The 26,010-nt window shown below is 33.2% G+C and carries 21 protein-coding genes; 16 read left to right on the forward strand and 5 right to left on the reverse strand.

What is annotated here, in order from left to right; all coding sequences use genetic code 11:
- Window positions 1-95 precede the first annotated feature (95 nt).
- The gene (gene rimK, locus ACNFIH_RS04670; RefSeq protein WP_035648442.1) at window positions 96-1,463 is read left to right on the forward strand and encodes a 30S ribosomal protein S6--L-glutamate ligase; all 1,368 of its coding nucleotides are present in this window, start codon (window positions 96-98) and stop codon (window positions 1,461-1,463) included.
- A gap of 99 nt (window positions 1,464-1,562) precedes the next feature.
- On the forward strand, window positions 1,563-2,081 hold the full coding sequence (locus ACNFIH_RS04675; RefSeq protein ID WP_426485693.1) for a DUF421 domain-containing protein: 519 nt from the start codon (window positions 1,563-1,565) through the stop codon (window positions 2,079-2,081).
- 90 nt (window positions 2,082-2,171) lie between these two features.
- Here ACNFIH_RS04675 and ACNFIH_RS04680 read toward each other — a convergent pair whose 3' ends face one another.
- The 4 genes from ACNFIH_RS04680 to ACNFIH_RS04695 form a co-directional block, all read right to left on the reverse strand.
- The gene (locus tag ACNFIH_RS04680; protein ID WP_426485694.1) at window positions 2,172-3,518 is read right to left on the reverse strand and encodes an anion permease; all 1,347 of its coding nucleotides are present in this window, start codon (window positions 3,516-3,518) and stop codon (window positions 2,172-2,174) included.
- 30 nt (window positions 3,519-3,548) lie between these two features.
- Window positions 3,549-4,193: a DUF47 domain-containing protein gene (locus ACNFIH_RS04685; protein ID WP_035648449.1), complete on the reverse strand. Its 645-nt coding sequence runs from the start codon at window positions 4,191-4,193 to the stop codon at window positions 3,549-3,551.
- Between the two features lie 48 nt (window positions 4,194-4,241).
- A complete protein-coding gene (gene hutH / locus ACNFIH_RS04690; RefSeq protein ID WP_426485695.1) occupies window positions 4,242-5,756 on the reverse strand; it encodes a histidine ammonia-lyase in 1,515 nt (504 codons plus the stop codon).
- A gap of 182 nt (window positions 5,757-5,938) precedes the next feature.
- The gene (locus tag ACNFIH_RS04695; protein ID WP_426485696.1) at window positions 5,939-7,000 is read right to left on the reverse strand and encodes a hypothetical protein; all 1,062 of its coding nucleotides are present in this window, start codon (window positions 6,998-7,000) and stop codon (window positions 5,939-5,941) included.
- Between the two features lie 654 nt (window positions 7,001-7,654).
- Here ACNFIH_RS04695 and thrA point away from each other — a divergent pair.
- The 10 genes from thrA (at window position 7,655) to ACNFIH_RS04745 (ending at window position 21,296) form a co-directional block, all read left to right on the forward strand.
- On the forward strand, window positions 7,655-10,102 hold the full coding sequence (thrA, locus tag ACNFIH_RS04700) for a bifunctional aspartate kinase/homoserine dehydrogenase I (protein ID WP_426485697.1): 2,448 nt from the start codon (window positions 7,655-7,657) through the stop codon (window positions 10,100-10,102).
- Window positions 10,103-10,251: 149 nt separating this feature from the next.
- A complete protein-coding gene (locus ACNFIH_RS04705) occupies window positions 10,252-11,172 on the forward strand; it encodes a homoserine kinase (RefSeq protein WP_426485698.1) in 921 nt (306 codons plus the stop codon).
- Window positions 11,173-11,464: 292 nt separating this feature from the next.
- Window positions 11,465-12,754 (forward strand): threonine synthase, encoded by a 1,290-nt coding sequence (gene thrC, locus ACNFIH_RS04710; protein ID WP_426485699.1) that lies wholly within the window; start codon window positions 11,465-11,467, stop codon window positions 12,752-12,754.
- Window positions 12,755-12,866: 112 nt separating this feature from the next.
- The gene (locus tag ACNFIH_RS04715) at window positions 12,867-13,832 is read left to right on the forward strand and encodes a hypothetical protein (protein ID WP_426485700.1); all 966 of its coding nucleotides are present in this window, start codon (window positions 12,867-12,869) and stop codon (window positions 13,830-13,832) included.
- A gap of 76 nt (window positions 13,833-13,908) precedes the next feature.
- On the forward strand, window positions 13,909-14,754 hold the full coding sequence (locus ACNFIH_RS04720) for a hypothetical protein (protein WP_426485701.1): 846 nt from the start codon (window positions 13,909-13,911) through the stop codon (window positions 14,752-14,754).
- Window positions 14,755-14,870: 116 nt separating this feature from the next.
- Window positions 14,871-15,443, forward strand: coding sequence for a hypothetical protein (locus ACNFIH_RS04725; RefSeq protein ID WP_426485702.1), 573 nt, complete (start codon window positions 14,871-14,873; stop codon window positions 15,441-15,443).
- Window positions 15,444-15,716: 273 nt separating this feature from the next.
- On the forward strand, window positions 15,717-16,475 hold the full coding sequence (locus ACNFIH_RS04730; RefSeq protein WP_426485703.1) for a hypothetical protein: 759 nt from the start codon (window positions 15,717-15,719) through the stop codon (window positions 16,473-16,475).
- A 267-nt stretch (window positions 16,476-16,742) separates the two neighbouring features.
- Window positions 16,743-17,564 (forward strand): hypothetical protein, encoded by an 822-nt coding sequence (locus tag ACNFIH_RS04735; RefSeq protein ID WP_426485704.1) that lies wholly within the window; start codon window positions 16,743-16,745, stop codon window positions 17,562-17,564.
- Window positions 17,565-17,820: 256 nt separating this feature from the next.
- On the forward strand, window positions 17,821-18,762 hold the full coding sequence (locus ACNFIH_RS04740; RefSeq protein WP_426485705.1) for a class I SAM-dependent methyltransferase: 942 nt from the start codon (window positions 17,821-17,823) through the stop codon (window positions 18,760-18,762).
- Window positions 18,763-18,779: 17 nt separating this feature from the next.
- The gene (locus tag ACNFIH_RS04745) at window positions 18,780-21,296 is read left to right on the forward strand and encodes an FAD-binding protein (RefSeq protein WP_426485706.1); all 2,517 of its coding nucleotides are present in this window, start codon (window positions 18,780-18,782) and stop codon (window positions 21,294-21,296) included.
- A gap of 170 nt (window positions 21,297-21,466) precedes the next feature.
- Here the strand turns inward: ACNFIH_RS04745 and ACNFIH_RS04750 are convergent, their stop codons facing one another.
- The gene (locus ACNFIH_RS04750; RefSeq protein ID WP_426485707.1) at window positions 21,467-22,237 is read right to left on the reverse strand and encodes a hypothetical protein; all 771 of its coding nucleotides are present in this window, start codon (window positions 22,235-22,237) and stop codon (window positions 21,467-21,469) included.
- A gap of 164 nt (window positions 22,238-22,401) precedes the next feature.
- Here ACNFIH_RS04750 and ACNFIH_RS04755 point away from each other — a divergent pair, with 164 nt between their 5' ends.
- The 4 genes from ACNFIH_RS04755 (at window position 22,402) to ACNFIH_RS04770 (ending at window position 25,959) form a co-directional block, all read left to right on the forward strand.
- A complete protein-coding gene (locus ACNFIH_RS04755; protein WP_426485708.1) occupies window positions 22,402-23,931 on the forward strand; it encodes a S10 family peptidase in 1,530 nt (509 codons plus the stop codon).
- Window positions 23,932-24,125: 194 nt separating this feature from the next.
- On the forward strand, window positions 24,126-24,635 hold the full coding sequence (locus ACNFIH_RS04760) for a GNAT family N-acetyltransferase (RefSeq protein ID WP_426485709.1): 510 nt from the start codon (window positions 24,126-24,128) through the stop codon (window positions 24,633-24,635).
- A gap of 15 nt (window positions 24,636-24,650) precedes the next feature.
- Window positions 24,651-25,199 carry a HutD family protein gene (locus tag ACNFIH_RS04765; RefSeq protein WP_426485710.1) on the forward strand — a complete coding sequence of 183 codons (549 nt, stop codon included), beginning with the start codon at window positions 24,651-24,653 and terminating at the stop codon, window positions 25,197-25,199.
- Between the two features lie 49 nt (window positions 25,200-25,248).
- Window positions 25,249-25,959 carry a hypothetical protein gene (locus ACNFIH_RS04770; protein ID WP_426485711.1) on the forward strand — a complete coding sequence of 237 codons (711 nt, stop codon included), beginning with the start codon at window positions 25,249-25,251 and terminating at the stop codon, window positions 25,957-25,959.
- Window positions 25,960-26,010 lie beyond the last annotated feature (51 nt).

The raw sequence follows: 26,010 nt of genomic DNA on the forward strand, positions 1-26,010 counted from the left end.
ATAACATAACGGGTATTTTTTTTTGCAAAAATCACTATCTTTAGTAAAAGCAAATAGCTACTTTTGAATTTAAATTCTATAATAAAAATTAACGTATGCTTCAACACAAAGTCATTTTAGGCAGCGAAGAATGGTGCTCATTTCCTGAACTTGGAATCCCAACGATTAAAGCTCGTGTCGATTCTGGTGCCAAAACTTCAGCAATGCACGCTATCAACATAGCTCCTTTTATAAAAAATGATGCCAATTGGGTAAAATTCGATATTAATCCAATTCAGAATAATATTAAAACTATCATTCATTGCGAAGCGCCGCTGGTGGATAAGAGAATTGTAAAAAGCTCAAGCGGTTTTAGAGAACATCGTTATGTAATTCAGACAAGCATTAAAATTGGCGATTCAAAATGGCCAATCGAAATGACTTTAACAAATCGAGATTCGATGGGTTTTCGCATGCTTTTGGGGCGTGAAGCCATGAGCGGACGCGTATTAGTAGATCCTGAAGAAAAATATCTACTGGGACAGCCTACACCAGAATCTCTTAAAGAATTATATCAAAACTCCGAAAAAGCCAGTTCTGGTTTACGAATTGGACTTTTAGCCAGCAATCCCGAATTGTACAGCAATAAAAGAATCATGGAAGCCGGTGAAATGCGCGGTCATGAAATGCATTTTTTAAACATCAAGGAATGTTACATGAAACTGGACGCCAAAACTCCGGAAATTCATTACAGAGGCGGAAAAATATTAAATCAGTTCGACGCAATCATTCCTAGAATAAGACCAAGCATCACTTTTTATGGCTGCGCATTAACACGCCAATTCGAAGCGTTGAAGGTATTTGTTTTAAATTCGGCTACAGCCATCACACAATCACGAGATAAATTATACTCATTACAATTACTTTTAAATAGCGGAATTGATATTCCAACAACTGGATTTGCTAATTCTCCGCTTGATACAGACAACTTAATCAAGATGGTTGGCGGTTCACCTTTAATTGTAAAACTATTAGAAGGAACACAAGGTAAAGGCGTTGTTTTGGCCGAAACCAAAAAAGCAGCAGAAAGTGTTATCAATGCTTTTAAAAGTTTAAATGCAAACATTCTGGTTCAGGAATTCATTAAAGAAGCCAATGGAAAAGATATTCGCTGTTTTGTAATTGACGGAAAAGTAGTTGCAGCGATTCAGCGTGAAGCCATGCCTGGCGAATTTAGAGCCAATATTCACTTGGGTGGAACGGCATCTGTTATAAAAGTAACCGCAGAGGAGAAAAAAATCGCGATTAAAGCAGCAAAAGCAATGGACTTAAAAGTAGCAGGAGTTGATATTATTCGTTCTTCTAAAGGGCCATTATTGCTTGAGGTAAATTCTTCTCCAGGTCTTGAAGGAATTGAAGGTGCCACAAACAAAGACGTTGCCGGAGAAATGATTAAAGCAATTGAAAAGAATTTTAAACTATAATTAAGTTCATTTAAACTTAATTCCGTATAAATAATTTAGCAGCTTTGTCGAAGTTTTAACTTTGGCAAAGCTTTTTTATTTAACTTTAAAATAAAAAATATGGCTTTTCCTTATTTAGATATTGTTTTACGTAGTATCGCCGTTTATTTTTTCATGACGATTGCTTTGCGGATATTCGGTAAAAAAGAACTTTCACAATTAAACACTGCCGATGTAATTCTGATTTTATTAATAAGCAACTCTGTTCAGAATGCCATGGTTGGCCCTGATACAAGTTTGACTGGCGGTTTAATTGCTGCATTAGTATTATTCATAATCAACTTCATCATCAAAAAACTGACTCACAAATACAAGTTTTTTGGAGATTTATTATTAGACAAACCTGAAATCTTAATTCACGACGGAAAATTAGATTTCAAAGCGCTTAGCAAACTAGATATTTCGCATGACGAATTAAAAGAAGCCATGAGAGAACACGGAATAGAATTCTTTAAAAATGTAAAGCTGGCAATGCTCGAAATTGACGGAACAATTAGTATAATTTCTGAAGATGAAAAAAATCTAAAGCAAACACATTTTAAACGAAAACATAATCGTAAAAACATACAGAACTTTTAATCTTAGAAACAAAAAAAAGCCGATTTCAGATTGAAATCGGCTTTTTTTTATATTTAAAAGAAATGAAATTTACATTTCACAATAATCATTTTACGAAATAAACACGCTCAGTACAAAATAAACCAAACCTGCCAGAATAGCTGAAATTGGAATAGTCAAAATCCAAGCCCAAACTAAACTTACGGTAACTCCCCAGCGAACTGCAGAAACACGTTTTGTTAATCCAACACCAATAATAGATCCTGTAATAGTATGCGTTGTACTTACCGGAATTTTTAAATGCTCTGTAAAATAAAGCGTCAATGCTCCAGCAGTTTCAGCAGCAACTCCTTCAAATGAACTTACTTTTGTGATTTTAGATCCCATTGTTTTTACAATTTTCCATCCACCACTTAAAGTTCCCGCTGCAATTGCAGAATAACAAGCTAACGGAATCCAACCAGGCATTACACCTTTAATTCCTAAATCATCATTTGGCAATACAACATCTAACCAAGAATCCATGTGAACTCCAGGATTTGTATTGATGTAAACCGCTACAGCAGCAGCGATAATACCCATTACTTTTTGAGAATCATTTCCTCCGTGACCTAAACTAAAAGCCGCAGAAGATAATAATTGCATTTTTTTCAAAGCAGCATCAGCCTGATGAAGATTCAAACTGCTAAATATCAAACAAAATGCACTTACAGTTAATATAATAAAGGCTACTAAAAACCATTTAATATTATGAGGATCAAAAGCTACGCTCCAAAAATGAGAATCAAATCTTCCTTTATGACCATCTTTTATAATTTCTTCATAAGGAACCATTTGTGCATATACAAACCAAACAGTTGCAATCATTAAAGCCACAGTAAATATTTTAGGCCAAATACTTTTACGAGAAGCATTCAACAACCAAATAGAAATTAAATACGATGCCAAAGCTCCTAAAAGCGGTGCTAAAACAATAAAAGCAATAATAATAAGAACTCCTGAAGGCATTCCACCATCTTTTCCAGCTTTGTACCAGCTTACAATTTGATACCAGTAATGAGTAGCTCCGTCTTCACCAACATATCCAGAAAAACCATGAACCGCAATAGCGTGCGCAACGGCTGCTCCGGCAAAACCTCCAATAAGTGTATGTGAAGAACTTGAAGGAATTCCAAGCCACCAAGTCAATAAATTCCAGCAGATTGCCGCAATAACTCCGGCAAGAATAACTACCAGGTTAATTTCCATTGTGTGCGCTGTTTTAGCAACAGTATCTGCAACACCAAATCCGAAAACCCAATAAGCTAAAAAGTTAAAAAATGCTGCCCAAAGAACCGCCTGAAAAGGCGTTAAAACCTTTGTTGCAACAACTGTCGCTATAGCATTTGCCGCATCATGAAAACCGTTGATGTAATCAAAAATTAAAGCTAATACTATAATTAATATAAGTAGCGTCATAAAATTATAACTTCAGAATGAAAAATTGAATTAAGAATGTTTTACAGAAATAGATTCTAGTATATTCGCAACACTCTTACATTTATCTGTTGCTGATTCTAAAACAGATAACACTTCTTTATATTTAATGATATTTTTAGCGTCTGTTTCGTTTTCAAAAATTTCAAAAACTGCTTTGTTATATACGTTATCAGATTTGTTTTCTAGCTTGTTAATTCTAGCACATGAATCTTTAATAACTTTCATGTTTTTCAAGTTGCTCAACTCTTTTACAGCACTATCAATATTTTGACAAGCTTCAAGGTTGATTTCTGTCATTTTTCTGATCGATTTAGTAATTTTGTCAACTTGATATAATCTCATACGGCTTGCAGCTCCGTGAAGGTAATCTGCAACGTTATCAATTGAAGTAATTAAGGTGTGAATATCTTCTCTATCAAATGGAGTAATAAAGTTTCTACTCAATTCCAAGTTAGTTTGACGTGTAATATCTTCTCCTTTTTGCTCTAATTCATCAATTTTCTGAAAAAGAACTTCTCTTTCTTTTAATGGTAAGTTTACAGCTTCGTGTAAGTTAGATGCTAATTCAATTAAATTGCTTGAAGCCTCTTCAAAAAGTGGAAAGAATTTCTTGTCTTTCGGCACTAAAAATTGGAAAATACTGTTTATTGACATTTTTATATTTTTGATAGTGCAAAATTACTTCAATAATATTCTATAATGTTAAGCCATTGTTAACAAATCGTTTTCAATTTGAAAACTGTCTAAGAATGAAATTGTATTCTCAATATCATAATGTAAGATTCTATCCTCTTTAACCAAAGGCACAACTTCACGATAACTACTTAAAAACATTTCGATAAAATCGCTCGATTTCAAAGGCTCTCTATAAGCAATTGCCTGCGAAGCATTCATTAATTCGATTGCCAAAATACGCTCTAAATTATCTAAAACACGTAACGCTTTTGTAGCTCCATTTGCTCCCATACTTACGTGATCTTCCTGACCATTGCTCGAAACAATACTATCAATACTTGACGGAGTTGCAAGTTGTTTATTCTGGCTCGCAATACTTGCCGCAGTATATTGCGGGATCATAAATCCTGAATTTAATCCTGGATTATCAACTAAAAATGCAGGAAGATTTCGCAATCCTGAAATTAACTGATAGGTTCTTCTTTCAGAAATACTTCCTAATTCCGCTAAAGCAATTGCCATAAAATCTAAAGCCAAAGCCAATGGCTGTCCGTGGAAATTTCCTCCTGAAATAATCTGATCTGCTTCAACAAATATATTTGGATTATCTGTAACCGAATTAATCTCGGTTTTGAATACTTTTCGAACATAATCAATCGCATCTTTTGAAGCGCCATGAACTTGTGGCATACAACGGAAAGAATAGGGATCCTGAACATGTTTCTTCTCTTGAGCAATAATTTCGCTTCCTTCTAAAAATTCAGCAATTCGCTGTGCCGTTACAATTTGCCCTTTATGCGGACGTATATAATGTATCAATTCATTAAAAGGTTCGATTCTTCCATCAAAACCTTCCAAAGAAATTGTTCCGATCAAATCCGCTAAATAAGATAACTTATAACCTTTGATTAAAATATGAGCTCCGTAAGCACTCATAAACTGCGTTCCGTTTAATAACGCCAAACCTTCTTTTGACTGCAAAACAATTGGTTCCCAGTTAAAATGTTTTAAAACTTCGGCAGAAGCCATTTTCTTTCCTTCAAAAAGCACTTCGCCTTCTCCTAATAAAGGCAACGACAAATGTGCCAAAGGTGCTAAATCTCCTGAAGCACCAAGCGAACCTTGTGTATAAATTATTGGAAGAATATCATTATTATAAAAATCAACTAAACGCTGCAATGTAATTAACTGTACTCCAGAATGACCATAACTTAAAGACTGAATCTTTAGCAAAAGCATCATCTTTACGATTTCTGCAGGAACTTCCTCTCCTGTTCCACAGGCATGCGATTTTACTAAGTTTTCCTGAAGTTTAGAAAGATTTTCATTTGAGATTTTTACACTATAAAGCGATCCAAAACCAGTATTGATACCATAAATAGGTGCAGAATGCGTCGACATTTTTTTGTCAAGATAATCACGGCATTTCTGAACATTAACTTTTGCTTCTTCAGATAATTCAAGCATTTTGTCATTAACTAAAATCTCTTGTAATGTTTCTAAAGTTATGGTTTCAGTACTTATATAATGAATCTCTCTCATGATTATTTTAAATTTAAGACGTCAAAATTCAACAAATCAATATTAAAAAGCAACATTTACTAAAGATTATTTAATTTTTTTAATCAAAAAAACGTTCAAAATACCAATTAAGTCGTTAAACAAAAAAAGCAACTCATTGAGCTGCTTTTGTTTTACTTTTATTATTTAAAAAACTACTTAAATTAATAATAAGTCACAACTGTTTTTTCTGTTTGCATTACCCCGTTTGGAGGCATTGTAACACTTTTCATTTTTGTCAAAACATAACCATTTTCATCATATGTACAATCAGTTTTAGATGATTCTGTACTATTGTTCCCTAGAGTTGAAGTTATAATAGTTGAAGAACTAATTGCATTATTTACAGTGTTAATTAAAAAACGATTAAACCCTAAAATATCTGCTAAAGGATCCTTCTTAGTATCATAAATGTAATTTGAAACGGCAAGAAATTCTTCTCCTGGAGTTGGAGTGGTAATACTATATTTTACTAAATTACCTTTATCAAATGTATAAATTCCCACTCCATAGTCTGGCAAATCATATTTCTCAGTTATTGTTCCGTCAACATTATAGGTATAAGTAACTTTATAGCTAATACTTCCGTCAGGATTTTTTCTTGTTCCACTTATAATTTTTTTCTGTTCATTATATGCATATTCCGTAGAACCTTTGAAAACATTATCATCACTATAATTCATAGATTTTGTAATTAAATCTCCAGAATATGTATATTTAGTAATTGTATTTAAAACAGTTGTAGTTTGAGTTTTTACATTCGTATTACTATATTTAACTATCACTGTTGCCAATTTGGTAATATTTGACGTATCATAAGTATAAGAGTATTCATATTTGACAATATTGTACTTATCACTTCTTTCTATATTTTGTGTTTTTGGAAGCTCCAGCATTATTTTTTCAGAAACTACAGATTTTGCACCTTCTAAACCGTTTAAACTAGCTGTAACTGTATATGTAAAAGCCCCAGTGGCTTTAAGAACATCGGTAAATTTTGCTTCCGTAAGCGGAACAGTATTAATCTTTACAGCACTGCCATTTTTATAAACATTGTATGTAATTCCTGTACCTTCAACTGGCGACCAAGTTAAATTAACAGTGTCTGCATTTAATACTGCATTAACGGCAGAAGGGGCTGATGGTGCTGTAGGACTGGTTTCATCGCTACTACAAGAAATAAGCGTAAATAAAGAAATAAATAAAAGGGCAATTTTAGTTTTCATTTTTTGTTTTGGTTTTTTGTTTTGGTTTTTTAAAATTTTGAGCGAAATATAATTAAAACAAAAATGATTGTACGAAATCTTCCCTGTTAAAATTTGATTTTTTTTTCAAATTCATTTTACATCTACAAATTTCATTGATTATAAACAACATAGAAGACTAACTGAATTTAACTTACTGAAAAAAAATCGCAGAAATAATCTTATTCAGCCAAATTATCAGTTATTAAACTCGATTTTGGTTCTAATTTATATTTAAAAATTAAACTTTCTTATAAGTAAAAGCAAATCTAAACTGCGTAAAATATGTTAAAACATCAACTTAACACATTTAATTTTAACAAATACTCAATATTGATTTTTTGAAATTTGAATTATTAAAATATTCGCAAAAAGCCTTTCAGAGTTTTTAATCCTACTTAAAAGCTGTACTTTTGAAAAATCAAAAATGAAAAGTAACAGCACAAAATATCAATCTACAATGACAGTTCAAACTAGAACTGCAATTGCTGCTACCATTATTTCTACTACAACTACTACTACCCCTTAGGGGTATACATTTTCACATATAATCCTAGGTTACCTATACTTTTTTCTTGAAAGAAGAGAGTTATTGGATACATAAAAATATTTGCATAAAAAGAAAAAAATATCAAAATGAAAGTATTAAAATTTGGCGGAACTTCGGTTGCCAATGCTCAAAATATAAAACTCGTTCTCGAAATTGTTAAACAAAAAGCTGAAAAAGATAAACTAGTTGTTGTAGTTTCTGCACTTAGTAAAGTAACGGATTTACTTCAATCAGCGGCAGCAAAAGCGGCGGCAAACGATGAAAATTTTAGAGAAGTTGTTGCCGAAATCGAGAAAAAACACCTTGACACATTAAAAGAATTGATTCCGGTAAGCGAACAAAGCAGTTTACTGAGCCACGTAAAAAGAATCATTAATCACTTAGAAACTTTGCTAGACGGCTGTTTCTTGCTTGGCGAATTATCTCCAAGAACTGCTGATACTATTTTAAGTTTTGGAGAATTATTATCGTCATTCATTATTGCTAAAGCCTACGAGCAAATTAACAATGACGCAGTTTACAAAGACAGCCGTGAGTTGATTAAAACAAATGCTGATTTTGGAAAAGCGGTTGTGAATTTCGAAATTTCAAACAAATTAATTCAGGAGTATTTTGCTTCGAATGAATCAAAAATCAATATTTTGCCTGGTTTTATTGCGCAAACTTTAGACGGAATCACTTCGACTTTAGGACGCGGCGGATCTGATTATACTGCAGCTATTATTGCCGGAGCAATCGATGCGGAACAATTGGAGATCTGGACTGACGTAAACGGAATGTTTACTGCAAACCCTAAAATTGTAAAACAAGCACAGCCAATTGCAAATATTTCGTATCAGGAAGCGATGGAATTATCGCATTTTGGTGCCAAAGTTTTGTATCCGCCAACAATTCAGCCGGTTTTAAGAAAAAACATTCCTATTCTGATCAAAAATACTTTTGAGCCTGAAGCAGTAGGAACTTTAATTTCTGATGTTGTTTTATCAAAAGATACAGTTGTAAAAGGAATTAGTCATATCGATAATATTTCGCTTTTAACTCTTGAAGGTCCAGGAATGATTGGAGTTGCGGGTTCTTCTAGACGTTTATTTGAAGTTTTGTCTCAGGAAAAAATCAACGTGATTTTTATTACTCAGGCTTCTTCTGAGCATTCAATTTGTATCGGAATTTTAAATTCGGATGCTGATAATGCCGAAGCTGCAATTAACAGAGCTTTTGAAATCGAAATTGCACAGAACAAAATCGATCCTTGTTATGTAGAAAAGGACCTTTGCATTATCGCTTTGGTTGGTGAAAACATGAAAAATCACCAAGGTTTAAGTGGAAGAATGTTCAGCACTTTAGGAAAAAACAACGTAAACATTCGTGCGATTGCGCAAGGTGCTTCTGAACGTAATATTTCGACTGTAATTAACGAAAGAGACGTTAAAAAAGCGTTGAATACTTTACACGAGAATTTCTTTGAAGAAAACACAAAACAGCTGAATTTATTCGTAATGGGAGTTGGAAATGTTGGAGAAAAATTCATCGAACAAATTCACAATCAAAGAAAATTTTTAAAAGATAATTTAAAGATTAATGTACGCGTGATTGCATTGTCAAACTCAAGAAAAATGCTTTTTGACGAAGACGGAATTTCTCTAAAAGACTGGCAGTCGACTTTAGAAAAAGGTGAAGAAGCAATTCCAACTGAATTCATCGCACGCGCCAAAGAACTGAATTTACGTAACAGTATTTTCGTAGATATTACAGCAAATGCAAGCGTTTCTGAAATGTATGAGAAGTTCTTAAAAGAAAGTATTGCCGTTGTAACTTGTAATAAAATTGCCTGTTCATCTGCTTATGACAATTATAAAAAATTAAAAAGTTTATCTCGCCAATACAACGCTCCGTTTTTATTTGAAACGAATGTTGGTGCAGGATTGCCAATTATTGATACGGTAAAAAATCTGATTGCATCTGGCGATAAAGTGCATAAAATTCAGGCGGTTTTATCGGGGAGTTTGAATTTCATTTTCAACAATTTCGATCAAAACAATTCTTTCCACGATGTGGTTAAAGAAGCCGGAGTTCAGGGATTCACAGAACCAGATCCGAAAATCGACTTAAGTGGTGTTGATGTTGCTCGTAAAATCCTGATTCTTATTCGCGAAAGCGGTTACGAAATGGATATTGATGCGATTGCAAACGAATCGTTTTTGCCAGCTGAATGTCTAGCAACAACAAACAACGAAGATTTCTTCGCATCGTTAATCAAACACGCTGCTCATTTTGAAGGCATTTACAACGAGGCTTTAGCGAAAGATTCAAGATTGAAATACGTTGCACAATTCGAAAACGGAAAAGCAAGCGTTGGTCTTCAATTCATCCCAAAAGATCATCCTTTCTATAATTTAGAAGGAAAAGACAATATCGTTTTGTTCTACACAGATCGTTACGTAGATCAACCTTTATTAATCAAAGGCGCCGGTGCCGGAGCAGCGGTAACTGCATCAGGAATTTTTGCGGATGTAATTCGAATAGGTAATATTTAAAGGTGCTAAGGTTCTAAGATGCTAAGGTTCTGAGTTTTTTTCAAAACTAATCTTAGCCTCTTAGAATCTCAAAACCTTAGAAACTAAAAAATAAAAAGCTGCAAAGAAACCTTAGAATCTTAGCATCTTAGAACCTCAGAACCTTAAAAATGGAAATTAAACTTTTTTGTCCCGCTACAATTGCAAACCTCTCGTGCGGATTTGACGTACTTGGACTTTGCTTAGACAATGCGGGCGATGAAATGATTGTTCGAAAAGTCGATCAAAAAGGAGTTCGAATCACTAAAATTGTGGGTGCCGATTTGCCTTTGGAAACCGAGAAAAACGTTTCTGGAGTTGCAGCTTTGGCAATGCTTGAAACTTTAGACGAATTGGATTTTGGCTTCGAAATTGAAATTTATAAAAATATCAAAGCCGGAAGCGGTATCGGAAGCAGTGCTGCAAGTTCTGCCGGAGCGGTTTTCGGAATTAATGAATTATTAGGAAGACCTTATTCTCGTAAAGATTTAGTTCAGTTTGCGATGCAGGGCGAGAAATTAGCCAGCGGAAACGCGCATGCCGACAACGTTGCTCCTGCCCTTTTAGGTGGATTTACTTTGATAAGAAGTTATGCGCCGCTTGATATTATCCGAATTGACAGCCCGGAAGAATTATTCGCAACGGTGGTTCATCCGCAAATTGAGTTGAAAACATCTGATGCACGTTCGGTTTTAAAACAAAACGTTTCCCTGAAAAGCGCCATTATGCAATGGGGAAATGTAGGCGGATTAATCGCCGGTTTATACACCAAAGATTATGAATTAATCGGGCGTTCGCTTCATGACGAAATCGTAGAACCTTTAAGAAGTGTTTTGATTCCGGGATTTGATCAAATCAAACAAACGGCTCTTGAAAACGGCGCTTTAGGTTCCGGAATTTCAGGTTCTGGTCCATCGATTTTCGCTTTAAGCAGAGGAAAAGAAACCGCTGAACAAATCGCCAAAGCCATGAGCGACGTTTACGAAAAAATGAATTTGCCATATGAAATTCACGTTTCGAAGATAAACCCTGACGGAGTAAGAATTATATAACACAAATTCCACGAATTTACACAAATTGATTTGTGTAATAATTTGAATATAAAGAAAATACATCGTTTGTCATTCCGAGGAACGAGGAATCTCCGCAAGTAACTCCGTAACGTGAGTCAAATCTTTGTCGAGCTACTCGCGGAGATTCCTCGTTCCTCGGAATGACAAAAAAACGAATAATTATTATTGAAATTTAAACACAATATTTAAATAACCATAAAGCTTTGCGTTCTCTGCGTTTTCAAAAGAAACCAATTCCTTGCGCTCTTTGCGGTTAAATAAAAAACAACCAATGAAATACTACAGTTTAAACCATAATGCCCCAAAGGTTTCTTTCAAAGAAGCCGTAATACAAGGATTAGCAACTGACAAAGGATTATATTTCCCAGAAAGCATAACACCGCTTGATCCGTCCTTTTTTGATAAAATCGAAAGTTTAAGCCACGAAGAAATTGCTTTTGAAGCAATCAAACAATTCGTTGGTGATGAAATACCAGCAGAAAAACTAAAAGAAATCATTGCCGAGACTTTAGTTTTTGATTTTCCTGTTGTAAAAGTCGAAGACGGAATCTATTCGTTAGAATTGTTTCACGGACCGACAATGGCTTTTAAAGACGTTGGAGCGCGTTTTATGTCGCGTTGCTTGGGTTATTTCAACAAAGACAAAAAAGATGCTAAAAATACCGTTTTAGTAGCCACTTCCGGAGATACGGGCGGAGCCGTTGCCAGCGGATTTTTAGGCGTTGACGGTGTTGATGTTGTCATTTTATATCCGTCAGGAAAAGTGAGCGATATTCAGGAAAAACAATTGACTACTTTAGGACAAAACATTAAAGCACTTGAAGTGGATGGTGTTTTTGATGATTGTCAGGACATGGTGAAAAAAGCGTTTTTAGATGAAACTTTAGCGCACAAAAACCTGACTTCGGCAAATTCTATAAATATTGCGCGCTGGTTACCGCAAATGTTTTATTTCTTCTTTGCTTACAAAGCGTTGAAAAGCCAAAACAAACCTTTAGTTTTCTCTTGCCCAAGTGGGAACTTCGGGAATATCTGCGCCGGAATTATGGCAAAGAAATTAGGTTTGCCAATTGAACATTTTGTAGCGTCTACCAACGTAAACGACACGGTGCCAAGATTCTTAGAAAACGGAAAATACGATCCAAAACCTTCTAAAGCAACAATTTCTAACGCTATGGATGTTGGAAACCCAAGCAACTTTATTAGAATTCAGGAATTGTACAATAACGACTTAAAAGCTTTCGAAAAAGACTTCTCTTCTTATAGTTATACTGATGAGGAAACACTAGTTGCTCTAAAGAAAATTTATAATACAGACGGTTATATCGCAGAACCACACGGTGCTGTTGGTTATTTAGGTTTGAAAAAAGAATTGGAAAAACACCCAAACGCAATTGGTATTTTCTTAGAAACGGCACATCCTATTAAGTTTTTGGATGTTGTTGAACCTGCTTTGGGAATTACACTTCCAATTCCTGCTCAAATTGAGAGTGTTATTAATGAGGAGAAAGTTAGTGTGAAGATTGGGACTTATGAGGAGTTAAAGAGTTTCTTGGGGTAAGTATTTATTTTATAAAAAATAAAACCACAAATTATACTGACTTTATATTAGTGTAATTTGTGGTTTTTTATTTGTAATTCGTATTAGCTTTTTATAAGGAAAATTATTATGTTTGAAAACACAAGAATTCAACAACCTAGCATCGCAAATGGAAAATAATAATTGGTGGGGAAATTCTTTCCTTGGAAAAGATTTTGAAAAAAAATTTGAGGAATACACAAAGAAAAAAGTTGAAAAACGAACAGAAGATGCTGATTTTTTTCTCGACATTCTCATCGAACAAGGAATAATTAAACTAAGCAAAGAAAAAGTAAAAGACTATTTTACAAAATGGTTTCTAGAAAACAAAGAGTTTGATTTACAGATTAAAGATGGAGATTTAGCAATTGAAGATGGAGACTTAAAATTTGTTCCAGATTTTAATAAAGATGACATAGTTGGGTTCATAAATTGGTTTGAAAATGAAAAAACTGAATTTATAGATTATTTAAAAACCAAAGGAGTAAAAATTGACAATGAAAAAGATTTGGAAATTAAAAACTCTGGGAATTTAATAATTAACAATAATAGCAATATTCATAATCAGTCAATTGCAAATCCTGATAAAAAGAAAAAATGGGAGAAAGGAACAATTATCAGTTTGATAGGTCTAGTTATTGCAATTACTGTTTTATTATTCGGCAACAATCTGGTATCGAGGTTTTCAGATGATTCCAAAAGCCAGAAACAACTTTCAAAAGAAAATAATAAAGATATTACTGTTAAAACTTTTAATTTACCATACTTAGAAAATTACCCAATACTAGACAAAGGTTTATTTGTAAAATATTATTTTAATTCTCTTATAGTTGGCGGAGCTAATATTGACGGAATTAAGATTAATACTCGCGGAAAAAATGGAAATAAACTAGAAATAAATAGAGAAACGTCAGATAACAATTATGCAATTGACATAAATGAAGAACCATATATTGAGATAGAATACAAGAAGAAATTCTACTCAATTGAAATTACAGGAAAACACTACTCTTTTCTTTGTAAAATAAATGAAATTAAGAATCCAACTCTGGATTTATAAAACATGTAAATGATATTTCAAATATATTTTTAGTTGGTGGTAATTATACTGAAATCAGAAATTAAACGAAAAAAAATTGATAAAAAAACTTTTAAATTACAAAGAATATCTCCCGATAATTGCCTTGATTATGTATGGTTTTGGTTATATATATCAAAAAATTTTCTATACTCACTTTGGAATTGAAATAGAATATTATACATCATTTAGTGATTTACTCTTTTTTACTGTAAATTTTATTGTTTTTATAGGATTTCTACTTTTCTTAACAGAAATCATTCTTATGATTTTAACTCATTATCCTTTATTATTCTTCTTTAATCATTTTTCTAAATCCAAAAGGAAAAAATATGATTCAAACGAAGAATTTTATAAGAAAGAAGTAGAAAAAAGAGCAGAAGATAATTATACTGGACTGTCATTGATAGTTCTAACTTTTATTTTTATTTGGTCGATATTATTTACAAAGGAATTTGTCTACCCATTTTCTATTTATTTTTGTCTTTTTATTATAAAGTTTCACAAATTAATAAAGAAATGGAATCCTGAAGATGATAAAATCGATATTGGAATTAGTTTGGCTCAAGTATCGACATCAATGTTTTTCTTTTTTTTTCTTATAATTCTTATCTTTTTTGCATTCAAAGATGCTAAAGATTTAAAAGAAACTGAAAGCAACAAAAAAGTAGAGTTTTGCGATAATGAAAAGCAATATTCAACATTATTACAAAGTAATTTAGTTTATCTCGGCGAGACAAGTAACTTTTTATTTCTTTATGACAGAAAATTAAAGACATCTTCTATTTTTAACAAAAATGATATTAAAAATTTTATAATAGTTGACCCTACGATTATTACAAACAAAGAAATGGAAGAAATAAAATCTACTAAAACCCTAATTAAAAATTTTATCAATCCATAATCGCTACTTCCATTTCTGAACACAAAGAAAATTCAAAAACCAATTAGAGCGGACTTGAATAAGGCGCTCGTGTTAGATAAGCAATTTCCTAATATGAAATAAATTTTTTATTTTTTATGATTAATCAACTAGAAACAATGACTCATTTTCCATTTGATGCTGAAATATGGGGAACAATATCAGATTGGATAATGATCTTTGTTACCGCTTTCACTGCACTATATCTTGTAAAAACTTTTAAACAACAAAATACTGCATTAAAAATGGAAAGATATAGGTTTTCAATGTCTATTCGCCCTTCATTTTCTGCAAAAATTAGCTTAATAGAGCCTTTTATTCAATTAGGTAAAGAAGATATGATTAAGGTGATTCTGGAAATTAAAGTTGAGAATCACAGAGCTTTAATGGAAAAAATTGAAGTTGAATTAAGTCATATTATAACTCCTGAGAATTTGCATCGACCATTCAGAGGTAATCGTTGGATGGAAGCAGGTGCTTTATGGAATGTACCTTTTACTTTTTTTGAACAAGAAAAAATAGAAGATGGATTTCTTCTGCCAGTATCTCCTTCAATTTATGTATATTTTCAAGATATCGAACACAGGAAATTTAAGCAATTAATTCATCTTAGAACAAAACCTAAGTTAGAATTATATGTTCATCCTCCAGAAGAACTAATAGAAAAATAATAGATAAGTTATCCCCCGCTCCAAAGTGTTCTTTCTCAGGAATCGTAGTCGCTGTGCGAAGTCTCCCGACTTCGTACCCACTCCAATGAGCAAACCAAACAGAATATAGCAACGGGTATGAAGTCAGGAGACTTCGCACAGCGGTAAAAATACATATATTTGAAAAGCAAGAAAACAAAACAGACCTTCGCTTATCTATCTGAATTTATTCGTACAAAGATTTGTTTTGCTTATAAAAAAAGGTTAGTAGTAGCAATATCTCACAAATAGGCAATGAACGACAGAATTCATAAAATTGAAAACGATGTCCAGGACAGAAACTCTGATGCTTGGAAAAAACTTTGCGAATATGTGGACAAAGTTGCCAATGAAAATAGAGAAGAATTTTCGCCATTAGATGAACTTGGACAGGAACTATTTTCTCAAATTCATACTTTACCAGAGAGTATATCAAAACTTAAAAGAGTAAAAAAAATGTGGCTTTATGGGAGCAAACTAAAACGAATTCCACCTGAAATTGGGCAAATGGAATCACTCGAATACTTTGACCCATATACTTCTTACAACTTACATTGGTTTCCTTATGAAATCAGTAACTGTAAAAAACTTAAAGACAGCCGAGTAAGTACCAGAATATTATTTGGAAACTATAAAAACCGAATGAGGTTTCCTTTACTTACACATAATCCTGTTAGATACTTTGGAGAAGCTTTAAAATGTAGTATTTGTAATAAAGAAATCACTTATCAGCAAACAAATCAACTTTGGATAACTCTTCGGATTGGGACAGACACTTTACCTTTACTTGCAAATTTATGCTCAAAAGAATGTGAAGGTAAACTTCCAAAACCTGAAATTGGTTATGTAGACTTTGCTCATAAAGGTGGAGCTGATTTAAAACAGCCAACAAATAAAGATTGGGATGAACTTATGCAACAAAAGTATGAGCAACAAAAACTAAAAATTCAAAATGAGAGTACACAAAAAGAAGAACCAAAGCTACTAAGACTAATAAGAAAAACATGGGAGTGACGAGAATGTTATCCCCCGCTACCGCAAGCGTCACGCTCGTAAAGACAAAGAAACTCAAAACCAATCGAAAACGTTCAAAAGAATGACGCTCGTGTTAGCAATTGAATAATATTTCATCCTTTTAAAATAGTTTTAAGCCACAAATAAAGAGATTTTTACGCTCTTTGTTTGTGGCTTTTTATTTTTAAACAGATTAGTTTTTTGTAAGTAAAATTGCTATGTTTGATACTACCAATAAACTAAAATTTAATAAATCCCTTTAAAGAGATGCAACAAAAATTACTCAAAAAAACCATTCTTAATTCCTTAATTATTATCTTTTTTATTTCTTTGGTTTCCTGCAGAAGAGATAACCCCAAAATCACAATTGTAGGGAATGGCAAATCGGACACGTTAATTTTTAATTCCGAAGACACTTTGATTACGCATGGCATTTTAGACACAATCAGGCTTTCTTCTTATAGTAATCACGAAGTTACAATCAACGGCTCAAAACCTTTAAAATTTAGAGTTTCTGATAAAGACGGAATTTTAAATACTTCTAAAAATGAATTCATCTTATTCAACGTGGAATTTCAATCGGATGGAACAGAAGCGAATCCTATGGAGGCACTGGAAATACATGCTGATTCCTATGTTAAAATTGATTCTTTCTTGATTTGCAAAAAAATATTTGAAAAGGAATTACAAGATACCAATAAACTGAATTTAGTTCTAGATTCTATCGCCGTGAGCAAAAACGGGAATTACAAAACGTCTTATCATGATCGCGACTATTCGTCTTATTATGATGAAGATTTAACGGCTTCTTTTTATGGATTCAAAAAAATTGGCGCAAGTAATATCTTTATTGAAAAGACCTGGGACTATGATCTTAATGAGGAAATACCTGAAGAAATTTTTGTGCAAACTAATAATAACAATTACAATCCCAAAAACTATATTCAAAAAACGGATAAAACAGCAATTGTAATGGCTAAAAGCTTTTTAAGATATGCTACAATAAATATTAGCGAATATGCTGTGATTAACATTAATGAGCAATTAAAAAAGAGAGCAAAAAAAAGTCCTCCGTTGGCTAAGCGATAGGACTAAATAACGCTTTCAGCAGTTCTCCTGCTAGCGCGAGCGTCCCGCTCGTCAACACATAGAAATTCAAAAGCAATTGAAACGTTCACGAGCGGGACGCTCGCGCTAGCAAACTAATATATTCTCAGCCACAAATCACTTAAGTTTTCACTAATTAATTTGTGAAAATTCGTGTAATTTGTGGCTTTTATTTTTTAAAAATCAAATTAGTTTCTTGTAAGTAAAATTACTATGTTTGAAATAACAAAACCAACTTATGAAGAGACGCAATTTTCTCAAAACCACACTGCTTTTTGTTGCCTCAGCGCAAATGTTTCCTAATACGGTATTGAATTTCGCGACAGAAGTTCGAAACAATTTCAAATACATTTATACCAATGCGAAGCTCAAAAATCAGTTCTTTTTGTTTTTAAAAAATGTTTTCAATTTATATCCTGAAAAGGAATTCCACGATTTAATTTACCAAAATACCATTTCGAAAAATACAGATAAAGAGATTTATTTGGCAACGCAATCCAAATTGGATGATATTACGCCAATGCTTTCCAGTTTTCGTTATCAGCTTCCGGCTTTGATGCATCAGAAAAATGAAATGTCGGAGGAGACGGTTTCTTTGCTTGGCGAAGACACTAAATATAACGGTTATTTAGAAATTGGTTCTTCGGGAAGGTATTTAGATTTTCTGGAGGAAAGTGTTTCCATCAAAGGAAAAAGATATTATGCTGATGGCCGAAAACCCAAATATTCTTTCTCGGAAATGGTCGATCGCGGTCAAATTGCCGTTGGTGCAGAATATATTCCGTTTACGAATTACAAAACCAAATTTGGAGATCACGTTCCGCACAACAGTGTTGATTTGGTGACGATTTATATTGGTTTTCATCATTGCCCTTTGGAGTTGCGAACGCAATATATTTCTTCGATTCGCGATACTTTGCGAGTTGGCGGAAAAATGATTTTAAGAGATCATAATTGCGATACCGAAGATCAAAAGGTATTGGTTGCTTTGGCGCACGACGTTTTTAATTTGGGCGTAAACGAAACCTGGGAATACAATGAAAAAGAGGTTCGAAACTTTTATTCTTTGGATTTTATTATTGCTTTTGTGGAAAATATCGGGTTTAAATTTCATAAAAAAACCTTGTATCAAAAAGGCGATCCTACCAAAAATGCCTTAATGCTTTTCACCAAAATCTAATCATTGTACTTTCTTCTATGAAAAAAATCTACCGTTTGGTTAAGCTTCTCTTCGCCTATTTTCTAAAAATCATAAAATTTATATACGCCGGAATCAAAAAGTCAATCCGATATATTAATAGCAAAAAACGCTTATTCATTCCGTTTTACAGTTTTATTGCTTTTGCGATTTATATCTTTTTATTGATTCAGTTTTCGGGAGATTCGGCATTTGATAGCACTTTAGAAAGCAAAACTCTAAACGATGTCACACAATTAAATCCGATTCAGGTTAATCAGATTATCAAACCCAAAACGGTAAACGAAATTGTTTCTGCCATAAAAAATACAACCGGACCAATTTCTATTGGAGGAGGAAAATACAGCATGGGCGGACAAACGGCTTTTGAAAACAGTTTGCATATCGATATGCGATCTTTCAATAAAATCATCAATATTGATAAAGAAAAAAAGCAAATTACAGTACGAGCCGGAATTCGTTGGAGAGATATTCAAAAGGTAATCGATCCTTTGAATTTGTCGATAAAAATCATGCAAACGTATTCTAATTTTACGGTTGGAGGTGCAATATCGGTAAATTGCCACGGAAGATATATTGGTCACGGCCCGATTATTTCATCGGTTTTAGAAGTCAAAATCATTACGGCAAATGGTGATATTGTTGTCGCGAACCGAGAAGTAAATCAGGATATTTTTAATGCTGTAATTGGCGGTTATGGCGGAATTGGCGTTATCGCCGAAGTTACTTTGCAATTGGTCGACAATGAAAAAGTAGAGCGTTTTCATGAGGTGATGCCAATAGAAGAGTACAAAGCGTATTTCGACAAAAACATTAGAAACAACAAAGACGTTGTTTTTCAGAATGGCAATTTGTATCCGCCTAAATATGACAAAATAATGAGCGTTTCGTGGCAAAAAACGACAAATCCATTAACGGATACCGATCGACTAATTCCTGAAGATGAGAATTATTGGGTCGAATCACATTTAACCGGAGTGGTTTCTTGGGGAAATTCAGGAAAATGGATTCGCGAATATGCTATTGATCCTTTGTATTTTATTCCGAAAACAGTGCGTTGGCGAAACAAAGAAGCGAGTTATGATGTAAAAGAATTAGAACCTTCGTCGCGCGAAAAAGATACTTATGTTTTGCAGGAATATTTTATTCCGGTGGAAAATATAAAATCTTTTATTCCGAAAATGACTGAAGTTTTTCAGAAGAATAAAGTAAATGTTATCAATGTTTCCTTGCGTCATGCGCTTCCAGATCATGAAAGTTATTTGTCGTGGGCAAGGAAAGAGGTTTTTGCTTTTGTGGTTTATTACAAACAAGGAACGAATCAGGATGCAAAAGATCAGGTAAAAAAATGGACGCTTGAAATGACCGATGCGATTTTGAGCGAAAACGGAACCTGGTATCTTCCATATCAGCCTCACGCAACGGTTGAACAGTTTAAAAAAGGATATCCGGACAACGATAAATATTTCGCATTAAAAAACAAATTAGATCCTGATCAGCGCTTTACAAACAAACTTTTAGACAAATACAATCCGTATGCGAAAAATAAAATTGCTGAGGAAAAGAAAAAGATAAAAGACTATTTCAGAGCCGAAGAACAAACCGTTTTGACAGTTCCGGAATGGTATTTAGTTTACAATCCGAAAGAATATGCGGATTATCTGGAAAGCGGTAAAAATCCGTCTGATTTTCCTTTTTATAAATCGATTGATGAATATTGGAAATTGTACGATCGTTCGATAAAACTGACTTCTAAAGCGTATCCTGAAAACGGCGAATACAAAACCATGTTGCAGGTTATTGGCGTAAGCATGACAATGGAATATGGTGCGAAAATTCTATACGAAAATACAATTGGGAGATTCTTCGCCTTATTTGCAGAAGAAAAAAACTCTGAAGCTGAAAAAACAATTATTGAAGCACAGCGCGGGTACAGTGATTTTATTTACCAAACGGCCTGGTATGAATTCAAATTCTTACCGTGGGTTAAAAAAGTCTGGACGGCTTCTGAAAATTCAGATCACAGCATTCTTCGTAAATGGGAACGAACTTTTATTTTTACTTTAGAATTTTCGTTTAAAGCTTTCTATTCGAAACTGATTGAGTGGGGCGCAAAATCAAGCTACGAAACACCTTCTAATTTGATTTATTTAATTGTTTCGAATGTTGATACCATTAAAGAAAATCCGAACTTAAAAATCATCCAAAGAGATCGTGACAAAATGATTATTGCCGTTACGCGCTGGGAAATTTTCACAAAAGAAATGATAAAACTTTCGAATCAGGATGTGAAAATCTATGAGATTTCAGGAAATGATGAAATTGCGGTTTCTACAATTGAGAATGCGGTTAATAAACCCAATTTAAAAGATGTGAAATTGTTGTATCAATCTGAAATTGTAACGGATAACAATTTGAAACGAAATGTTTATCTGTTATCAGTTGAAAAGTTGTTGCCTTTTATTAAAGATTCGAAAAAGAACAAAATTACAATTGAACATGTTTATGATTATTAAACTTTTTAATGACAATAACAATATCAATTTAAATACCGATTTCAATTACCTCCAGCTTTAGCTGGAGGTTTTGTTTTGCATAATAAAGGCTTTAGCCAAAATACACAAAAGATTAGGCTAAAGCCATTTTCTACTATGACTTTACTCCTACAGCTGAAGCTGTAGGCAATTCATTTTTTAGTTCCCAACAAATACAAAATCTTTGCCGGGCCAGATTTTACTTTTCCAACTTCCCAATTAAAACTGTCTTTATTTTCTAATTTAGAAATCAATTCATTCATTTCTTCAACAGAATATGTTCTTAAAGAAGAAACCACACCGTCCCATAAAACTAAAATAGGCACAATTGGAATTAAATAAGTAAAAATGATTCTGCCAATCTTAAATGGTCTGATAAAAGGCGTTGTTAGCAAAACACTAATCGGTGAAAAAATCATGGCAATAATACTTGGAACACTTCTCTCTTGCCCTTCAAAAATGGCAATTGAGCTATTGGTGTCGACTGCATTTTGCAAAATCTGCTGTGCATCTTTGGGTCTGAAATGATGGAGAGATAAAAATTGAGTTCGAAGCCCTTTTAAGTTTTCGGGAACATTTTTTGCATCAACAGACGTCTTTATAAATTCGAAATTACTGGCTTGTTTTTGAGTGTGTTCAAATGCAGGAATATTTGGAAAATAATCCGTCAATAGAATCTTCAGATCGGTGTTGGTTTTTCTTAATTCAGTGTTGAGCCAAATTAATCCGCCTCCTCCACCCGATGCTAAATCGATAATTTGATTGGTTTGACTTTCTTTTAAACCTTTTTCTATTATTGGTACAATTCCTTTATACATAGCAGTTTTATTCGAAAGAAACTGCAAAAAATCAGTCATATAATTTCTAATAAACTCTGGAAGCCATTGTTGATCTTCAAATTCAAATAAATGTATTCTGCTCATACTTTCCTGATTTTGCGTTCTATACAAATTTCAATAATTTTCTTTAGATATTTTCTTTTTCTCAGAAAAACAAACCTTTATTTTAATACATAATAAAAGTTCTAAAAATCATCACTTACTATTTTTTTATATCTTTAAAAACTCTAATAACACACCCAAATTCTATGAAAAAAATATTTACTTTATTCCTTTTAGCAGGATTTTTTACTTCATACGCCCAGGATTCAAAACCAAAAGCCGCTACACCTCCGGCTGCAAAAGAAGAAAATTCACCTGCTAACCTTACTTTCAATCCCGACTCTCAAGTTGTCACCAATCATACAACTACAATAAAAGGACAAAAAGTTTCTTATAAAGCAACAACCGGAACTATGCCTGTTTGGGACGAAGATGGCAAAGCAATTGCCGGATTATTTTATACGTATTATGAGCGTTCTGATGTTAAAGATAGAGATTCACGTCCTTTAGTTATTTCATTTAATGGCGGTCCTGGATCTGCTTCAGTTTGGATGCAGATTGCGTATACGGGGCCAAGTTTGTTAAATATTGATGATGAAGGATATCCTTTGCAGCCTTACGGAATAAAAGAAAACCCTTATTCTATTCTAGATGTCGCTGATATCGTTTTTGTAAACCCTGTTAATACAGCATATTCAAGACCTACAAGCAAAGAAATCCCTGCTGCAAAATTCTTCGGCACAAATGCCGATATCAAATACTTAGCCGATTGGATCAATGGTTTTGTAACCCGTACGAATCGTTGGGCTTCGCCTAAATATCTGATTGGTGAAAGTTATGGTACAACCCGTGTTTCAGGATTGGCACTTCAATTGCAAAACAATCAATGGATGTATCTTAACGGAGTAATTTTAGTGTCTCCAACTGACTTAGGAATAACACGTGGAGTTGTTTCTGATGCCGCTCTTAAATTACCTTATTTTGCTGCTACTGCATGGTATCACAAAAAGCTTAGCTCTGACCTTCAAAACAAAGATTTAACGGATATGTTACCCGAGGTTGAAGATTTTACCATAAACGAACTTCTTCCTGCACTGAGCAAAGGAGGATTTTTGGAAGAACAAAAAAGAAAAGAAATTGCCGCTAAAATGGCACGTTATTCTGGTATATCAGAACAAGTTATTCTCCAAAACAATTTAGACGTTCCTTATGATTATTTTTGGAAAGAACTTTTAAGAGATAAAGGCTACACAGTAGGAAGACTTGATTCAAGATACAAAGGAATTGACCGTAAAGACGCTGGAGAAAGCGTTGATTTTAATGCGGAACTTACATCTTGGCTACATTCGTTTACACCTGCTATCAATATGTATGTACGTAATAACCTTAACTACAAAACGGATTTTAAATATAATATGTTTGGTCCGGTGCATCCTTGGGACAGATCTAACGATAAAACAGGCGAAAACCTAAGACAAGCCATGGCGCAAAATCCATATTTGCATGTAATGGTTCAATCAGGATATTATGATGGTGCCTGTGATTACTTTAACGCTAAATACGATTTATGGCAAATGGATCCAAGTGGAAAACTAACGGATAGAATGTCATGGAAAGGCTACAGAAGCGGTCATATGATGTATTTGAGAAAAGCTGACTTAGAAACTGCAAATGAAGATATCAGAACATTCATAAAACAATCATTACCTAAAGCTAGCGAACCTGCAAAATATTAAATCTGATTTCTTTGTTATAACAAATACAAAATCAATTGCCTCCAGCTTTAGCTGGAGGTTTATTTTTAAAATTAAATTCGGCTTTAGCCAAAAAAAGTTAAAGATTAGGCTAAAGCCATTTTCTAATGTAATTTTGTTACTCCAGCTAAAGCTGGAGACAATTCATTTTTAAATTATACAATTACATCAGCATTATGATGATTACAAAATCAACATTACAAGACATTCCTGCATTAACAACCCTAATAAATTCAGCCTACAGAGGAGAAACTTCTAAAAAAGGGTGGACAACCGAAGCACATTTATTAGAAGGAAAAAGAACCGACGAACAGGAAATGACAGAAATTTTCCAGAATCCAAAAAATACAATTCTGAAATTCACTGAAAATGACAAGATTATTGGTTCGGTTTTATTAGTTGAGAAAGGACGTCAATTGTATTTAGGAATGCTAACCGTTTCACCAGAACTTCAAAATAGTGGTATCGGGAAAAAGCTTTTGGCTGAAGCCGAAAATCATGCTAAATCTTTAGGATTGTCGAGTATTATTATGACGGTTATTTCGGTTCGCGAAGAGCTTATTGCGTGGTACAAACGTCATGGTTATTTGGATACAGGAGAAAGAGAAGCTTTTCCTGAAAGCGGAATTCATGTTACAGTTTCTGAAGAACCTTTAGAGTTTATTTTCTTGGAGAAACAGCTTTGAGAATTTAGAAAACAAATGAACCTACACCATTTACCTAAAGAAAATTGTACAGCCTCTGTTTGGAGTGGCGGATTGACATATGAATATATGATATATCCGAAAACAGCAAGATATGCTGATAGAGATTTTGTATTCAGAATAAGCAGTGCTACAATAGAGGAAACACCTTCAGAGTTCACTAAATTTAAGGGCTATCAACGATATTTGGTTATGCTTGATAACAGCTTGCATATTGAAATAAACAAAGAAAAAAGAACGTATGAGAAATATGAAATCATGGAATTTAATTCAGATGATGACGTGACTTCTTATACAAAAGGGATTGATTTTAATTGTATGGTTTCTGAAAAAATCAGCCATCACAAATTGATAATAACTAAAAGTGAGCAGCATTTTAATGCTCAAATAATAATTCTATTTTCTTTAGATACGACAGTTATTAAAATTAATGAGAAGTCATACAATCTAAAACCTTATGATTTATTAGTTATTGAAAATCAGAAAAAGGAAAATGTAATGCTTCATTTTTCTAATGAATGCCTCTCTGGAATATTGGATTTTTAATCTTATTGTGATTGAAAAAATCAAAGGTTATTAAAAAACATACTGATACATGATAAAAAACACAATTTTAATGGTTTTCTTATTGCTTCTTTTTTCCTGTACAAATCAGAAAAAAGAAGTTAAAAATGTTGTGCCAACCGAAATTGCTAAAGCAAAACCAAATAATAATATTGAGCCTCAAAACAATATAAATTCAGTTAAAACTGAAATAGAACCTTATGATTTCGATACTATATTAAAAAATGGCTTTCATTTATCATATCGTGTTTACAAAGACACTACAGAAGGAGATTCATTGCAAAGTTTAACTTTAGTTAAAGGGAATCGAGATATAAAAATGCTTAGTGAAGTCAGTTATCCTATGCTTCATAAAAATCTTGGCTATATTGAAGCTGATTTTGGAGATACTTTTCTTTTTGTACAATCATATGGTTCTGGAAATCCTGATGAAATGCAATTAATTAAAAAAGAAAATGGTGAAGAATTAAAAGCAGGTGTCATTGTTGACGTAAACAAGGATCAAAACGTAGTGCTCTATATTGAAAACTTACATCAGGAAAATGAAAAATTAAAACTACTGGATTTAAAAAATAGTACTGAAAAACTTATTACTGATTTCGACAATTTGTCATGCACAAATGACGGAGGTTTAAGAAATTGTGTAATAATAGATACTGTAACATCAAAAGAAATTATTTTAAAAACAGATTCCGAAGAAGATAATTTTTCAAAAAGATACAGTCGAAAGTCCGTAAAATAAATTGCTTTAAGTTTTTTAAATCTCGCAAAGATGCGAAGTCGCAAAGTTTTA

Source organism: Flavobacterium sp. 2, assembly GCF_049949195.1.
Taxonomy (GTDB): Bacteria; Bacteroidota; Bacteroidia; order Flavobacteriales; family Flavobacteriaceae; genus Flavobacterium.

What these genes read in the sequence shown, in the direction of transcription:
- ACNFIH_RS04755 (WP_426485708.1), top strand. Translation starts at nt 22,402, where the DNA reads ATGAAAAAAATATTTACTTTATTCCTTTTAGCAGGATTTTTTACTTCA.
- thrA (WP_426485697.1), top strand. Translation starts at nt 7,655, where the DNA reads ATGAAAGTATTAAAATTTGGCGGAACTTCGGTTGCCAATGCTCAAAAT.
- ACNFIH_RS04725 (WP_426485702.1), top strand. Translation starts at nt 14,871, where the DNA reads ATGATTAATCAACTAGAAACAATGACTCATTTTCCATTTGATGCTGAA.
- ACNFIH_RS04750 (WP_426485707.1), bottom strand. Translation starts at nt 22,237, where the DNA reads ATGAGCAGAATACATTTATTTGAATTTGAAGATCAACAATGGCTTCCA.
- ACNFIH_RS04760 (WP_426485709.1), top strand. Translation starts at nt 24,126, where the DNA reads ATGATGATTACAAAATCAACATTACAAGACATTCCTGCATTAACAACC.
- ACNFIH_RS04740 (WP_426485705.1), top strand. Translation starts at nt 17,821, where the DNA reads ATGAAGAGACGCAATTTTCTCAAAACCACACTGCTTTTTGTTGCCTCA.
- ACNFIH_RS04770 (WP_426485711.1), top strand. Translation starts at nt 25,249, where the DNA reads ATGATAAAAAACACAATTTTAATGGTTTTCTTATTGCTTCTTTTTTCC.
- ACNFIH_RS04675 (WP_426485693.1), top strand. Translation starts at nt 1,563, where the DNA reads ATGGCTTTTCCTTATTTAGATATTGTTTTACGTAGTATCGCCGTTTAT.
- hutH (WP_426485695.1), bottom strand. Translation starts at nt 5,756, where the DNA reads ATGAGAGAGATTCATTATATAAGTACTGAAACCATAACTTTAGAAACA.
- ACNFIH_RS04695 (WP_426485696.1), bottom strand. Translation starts at nt 7,000, where the DNA reads ATGAAAACTAAAATTGCCCTTTTATTTATTTCTTTATTTACGCTTATT.
- ACNFIH_RS04705 (WP_426485698.1), top strand. Translation starts at nt 10,252, where the DNA reads ATGGAAATTAAACTTTTTTGTCCCGCTACAATTGCAAACCTCTCGTGC.
- rimK (WP_035648442.1), top strand. Translation starts at nt 96, where the DNA reads ATGCTTCAACACAAAGTCATTTTAGGCAGCGAAGAATGGTGCTCATTT.
- ACNFIH_RS04730 (WP_426485703.1), top strand. Translation starts at nt 15,717, where the DNA reads ATGAACGACAGAATTCATAAAATTGAAAACGATGTCCAGGACAGAAAC.
- ACNFIH_RS04735 (WP_426485704.1), top strand. Translation starts at nt 16,743, where the DNA reads ATGCAACAAAAATTACTCAAAAAAACCATTCTTAATTCCTTAATTATT.
- ACNFIH_RS04680 (WP_426485694.1), bottom strand. Translation starts at nt 3,518, where the DNA reads ATGACGCTACTTATATTAATTATAGTATTAGCTTTAATTTTTGATTAC.
- thrC (WP_426485699.1), top strand. Translation starts at nt 11,465, where the DNA reads ATGAAATACTACAGTTTAAACCATAATGCCCCAAAGGTTTCTTTCAAA.
- ACNFIH_RS04745 (WP_426485706.1), top strand. Translation starts at nt 18,780, where the DNA reads ATGAAAAAAATCTACCGTTTGGTTAAGCTTCTCTTCGCCTATTTTCTA.
- ACNFIH_RS04765 (WP_426485710.1), top strand. Translation starts at nt 24,651, where the DNA reads ATGAACCTACACCATTTACCTAAAGAAAATTGTACAGCCTCTGTTTGG.
- ACNFIH_RS04685 (WP_035648449.1), bottom strand. Translation starts at nt 4,193, where the DNA reads ATGTCAATAAACAGTATTTTCCAATTTTTAGTGCCGAAAGACAAGAAA.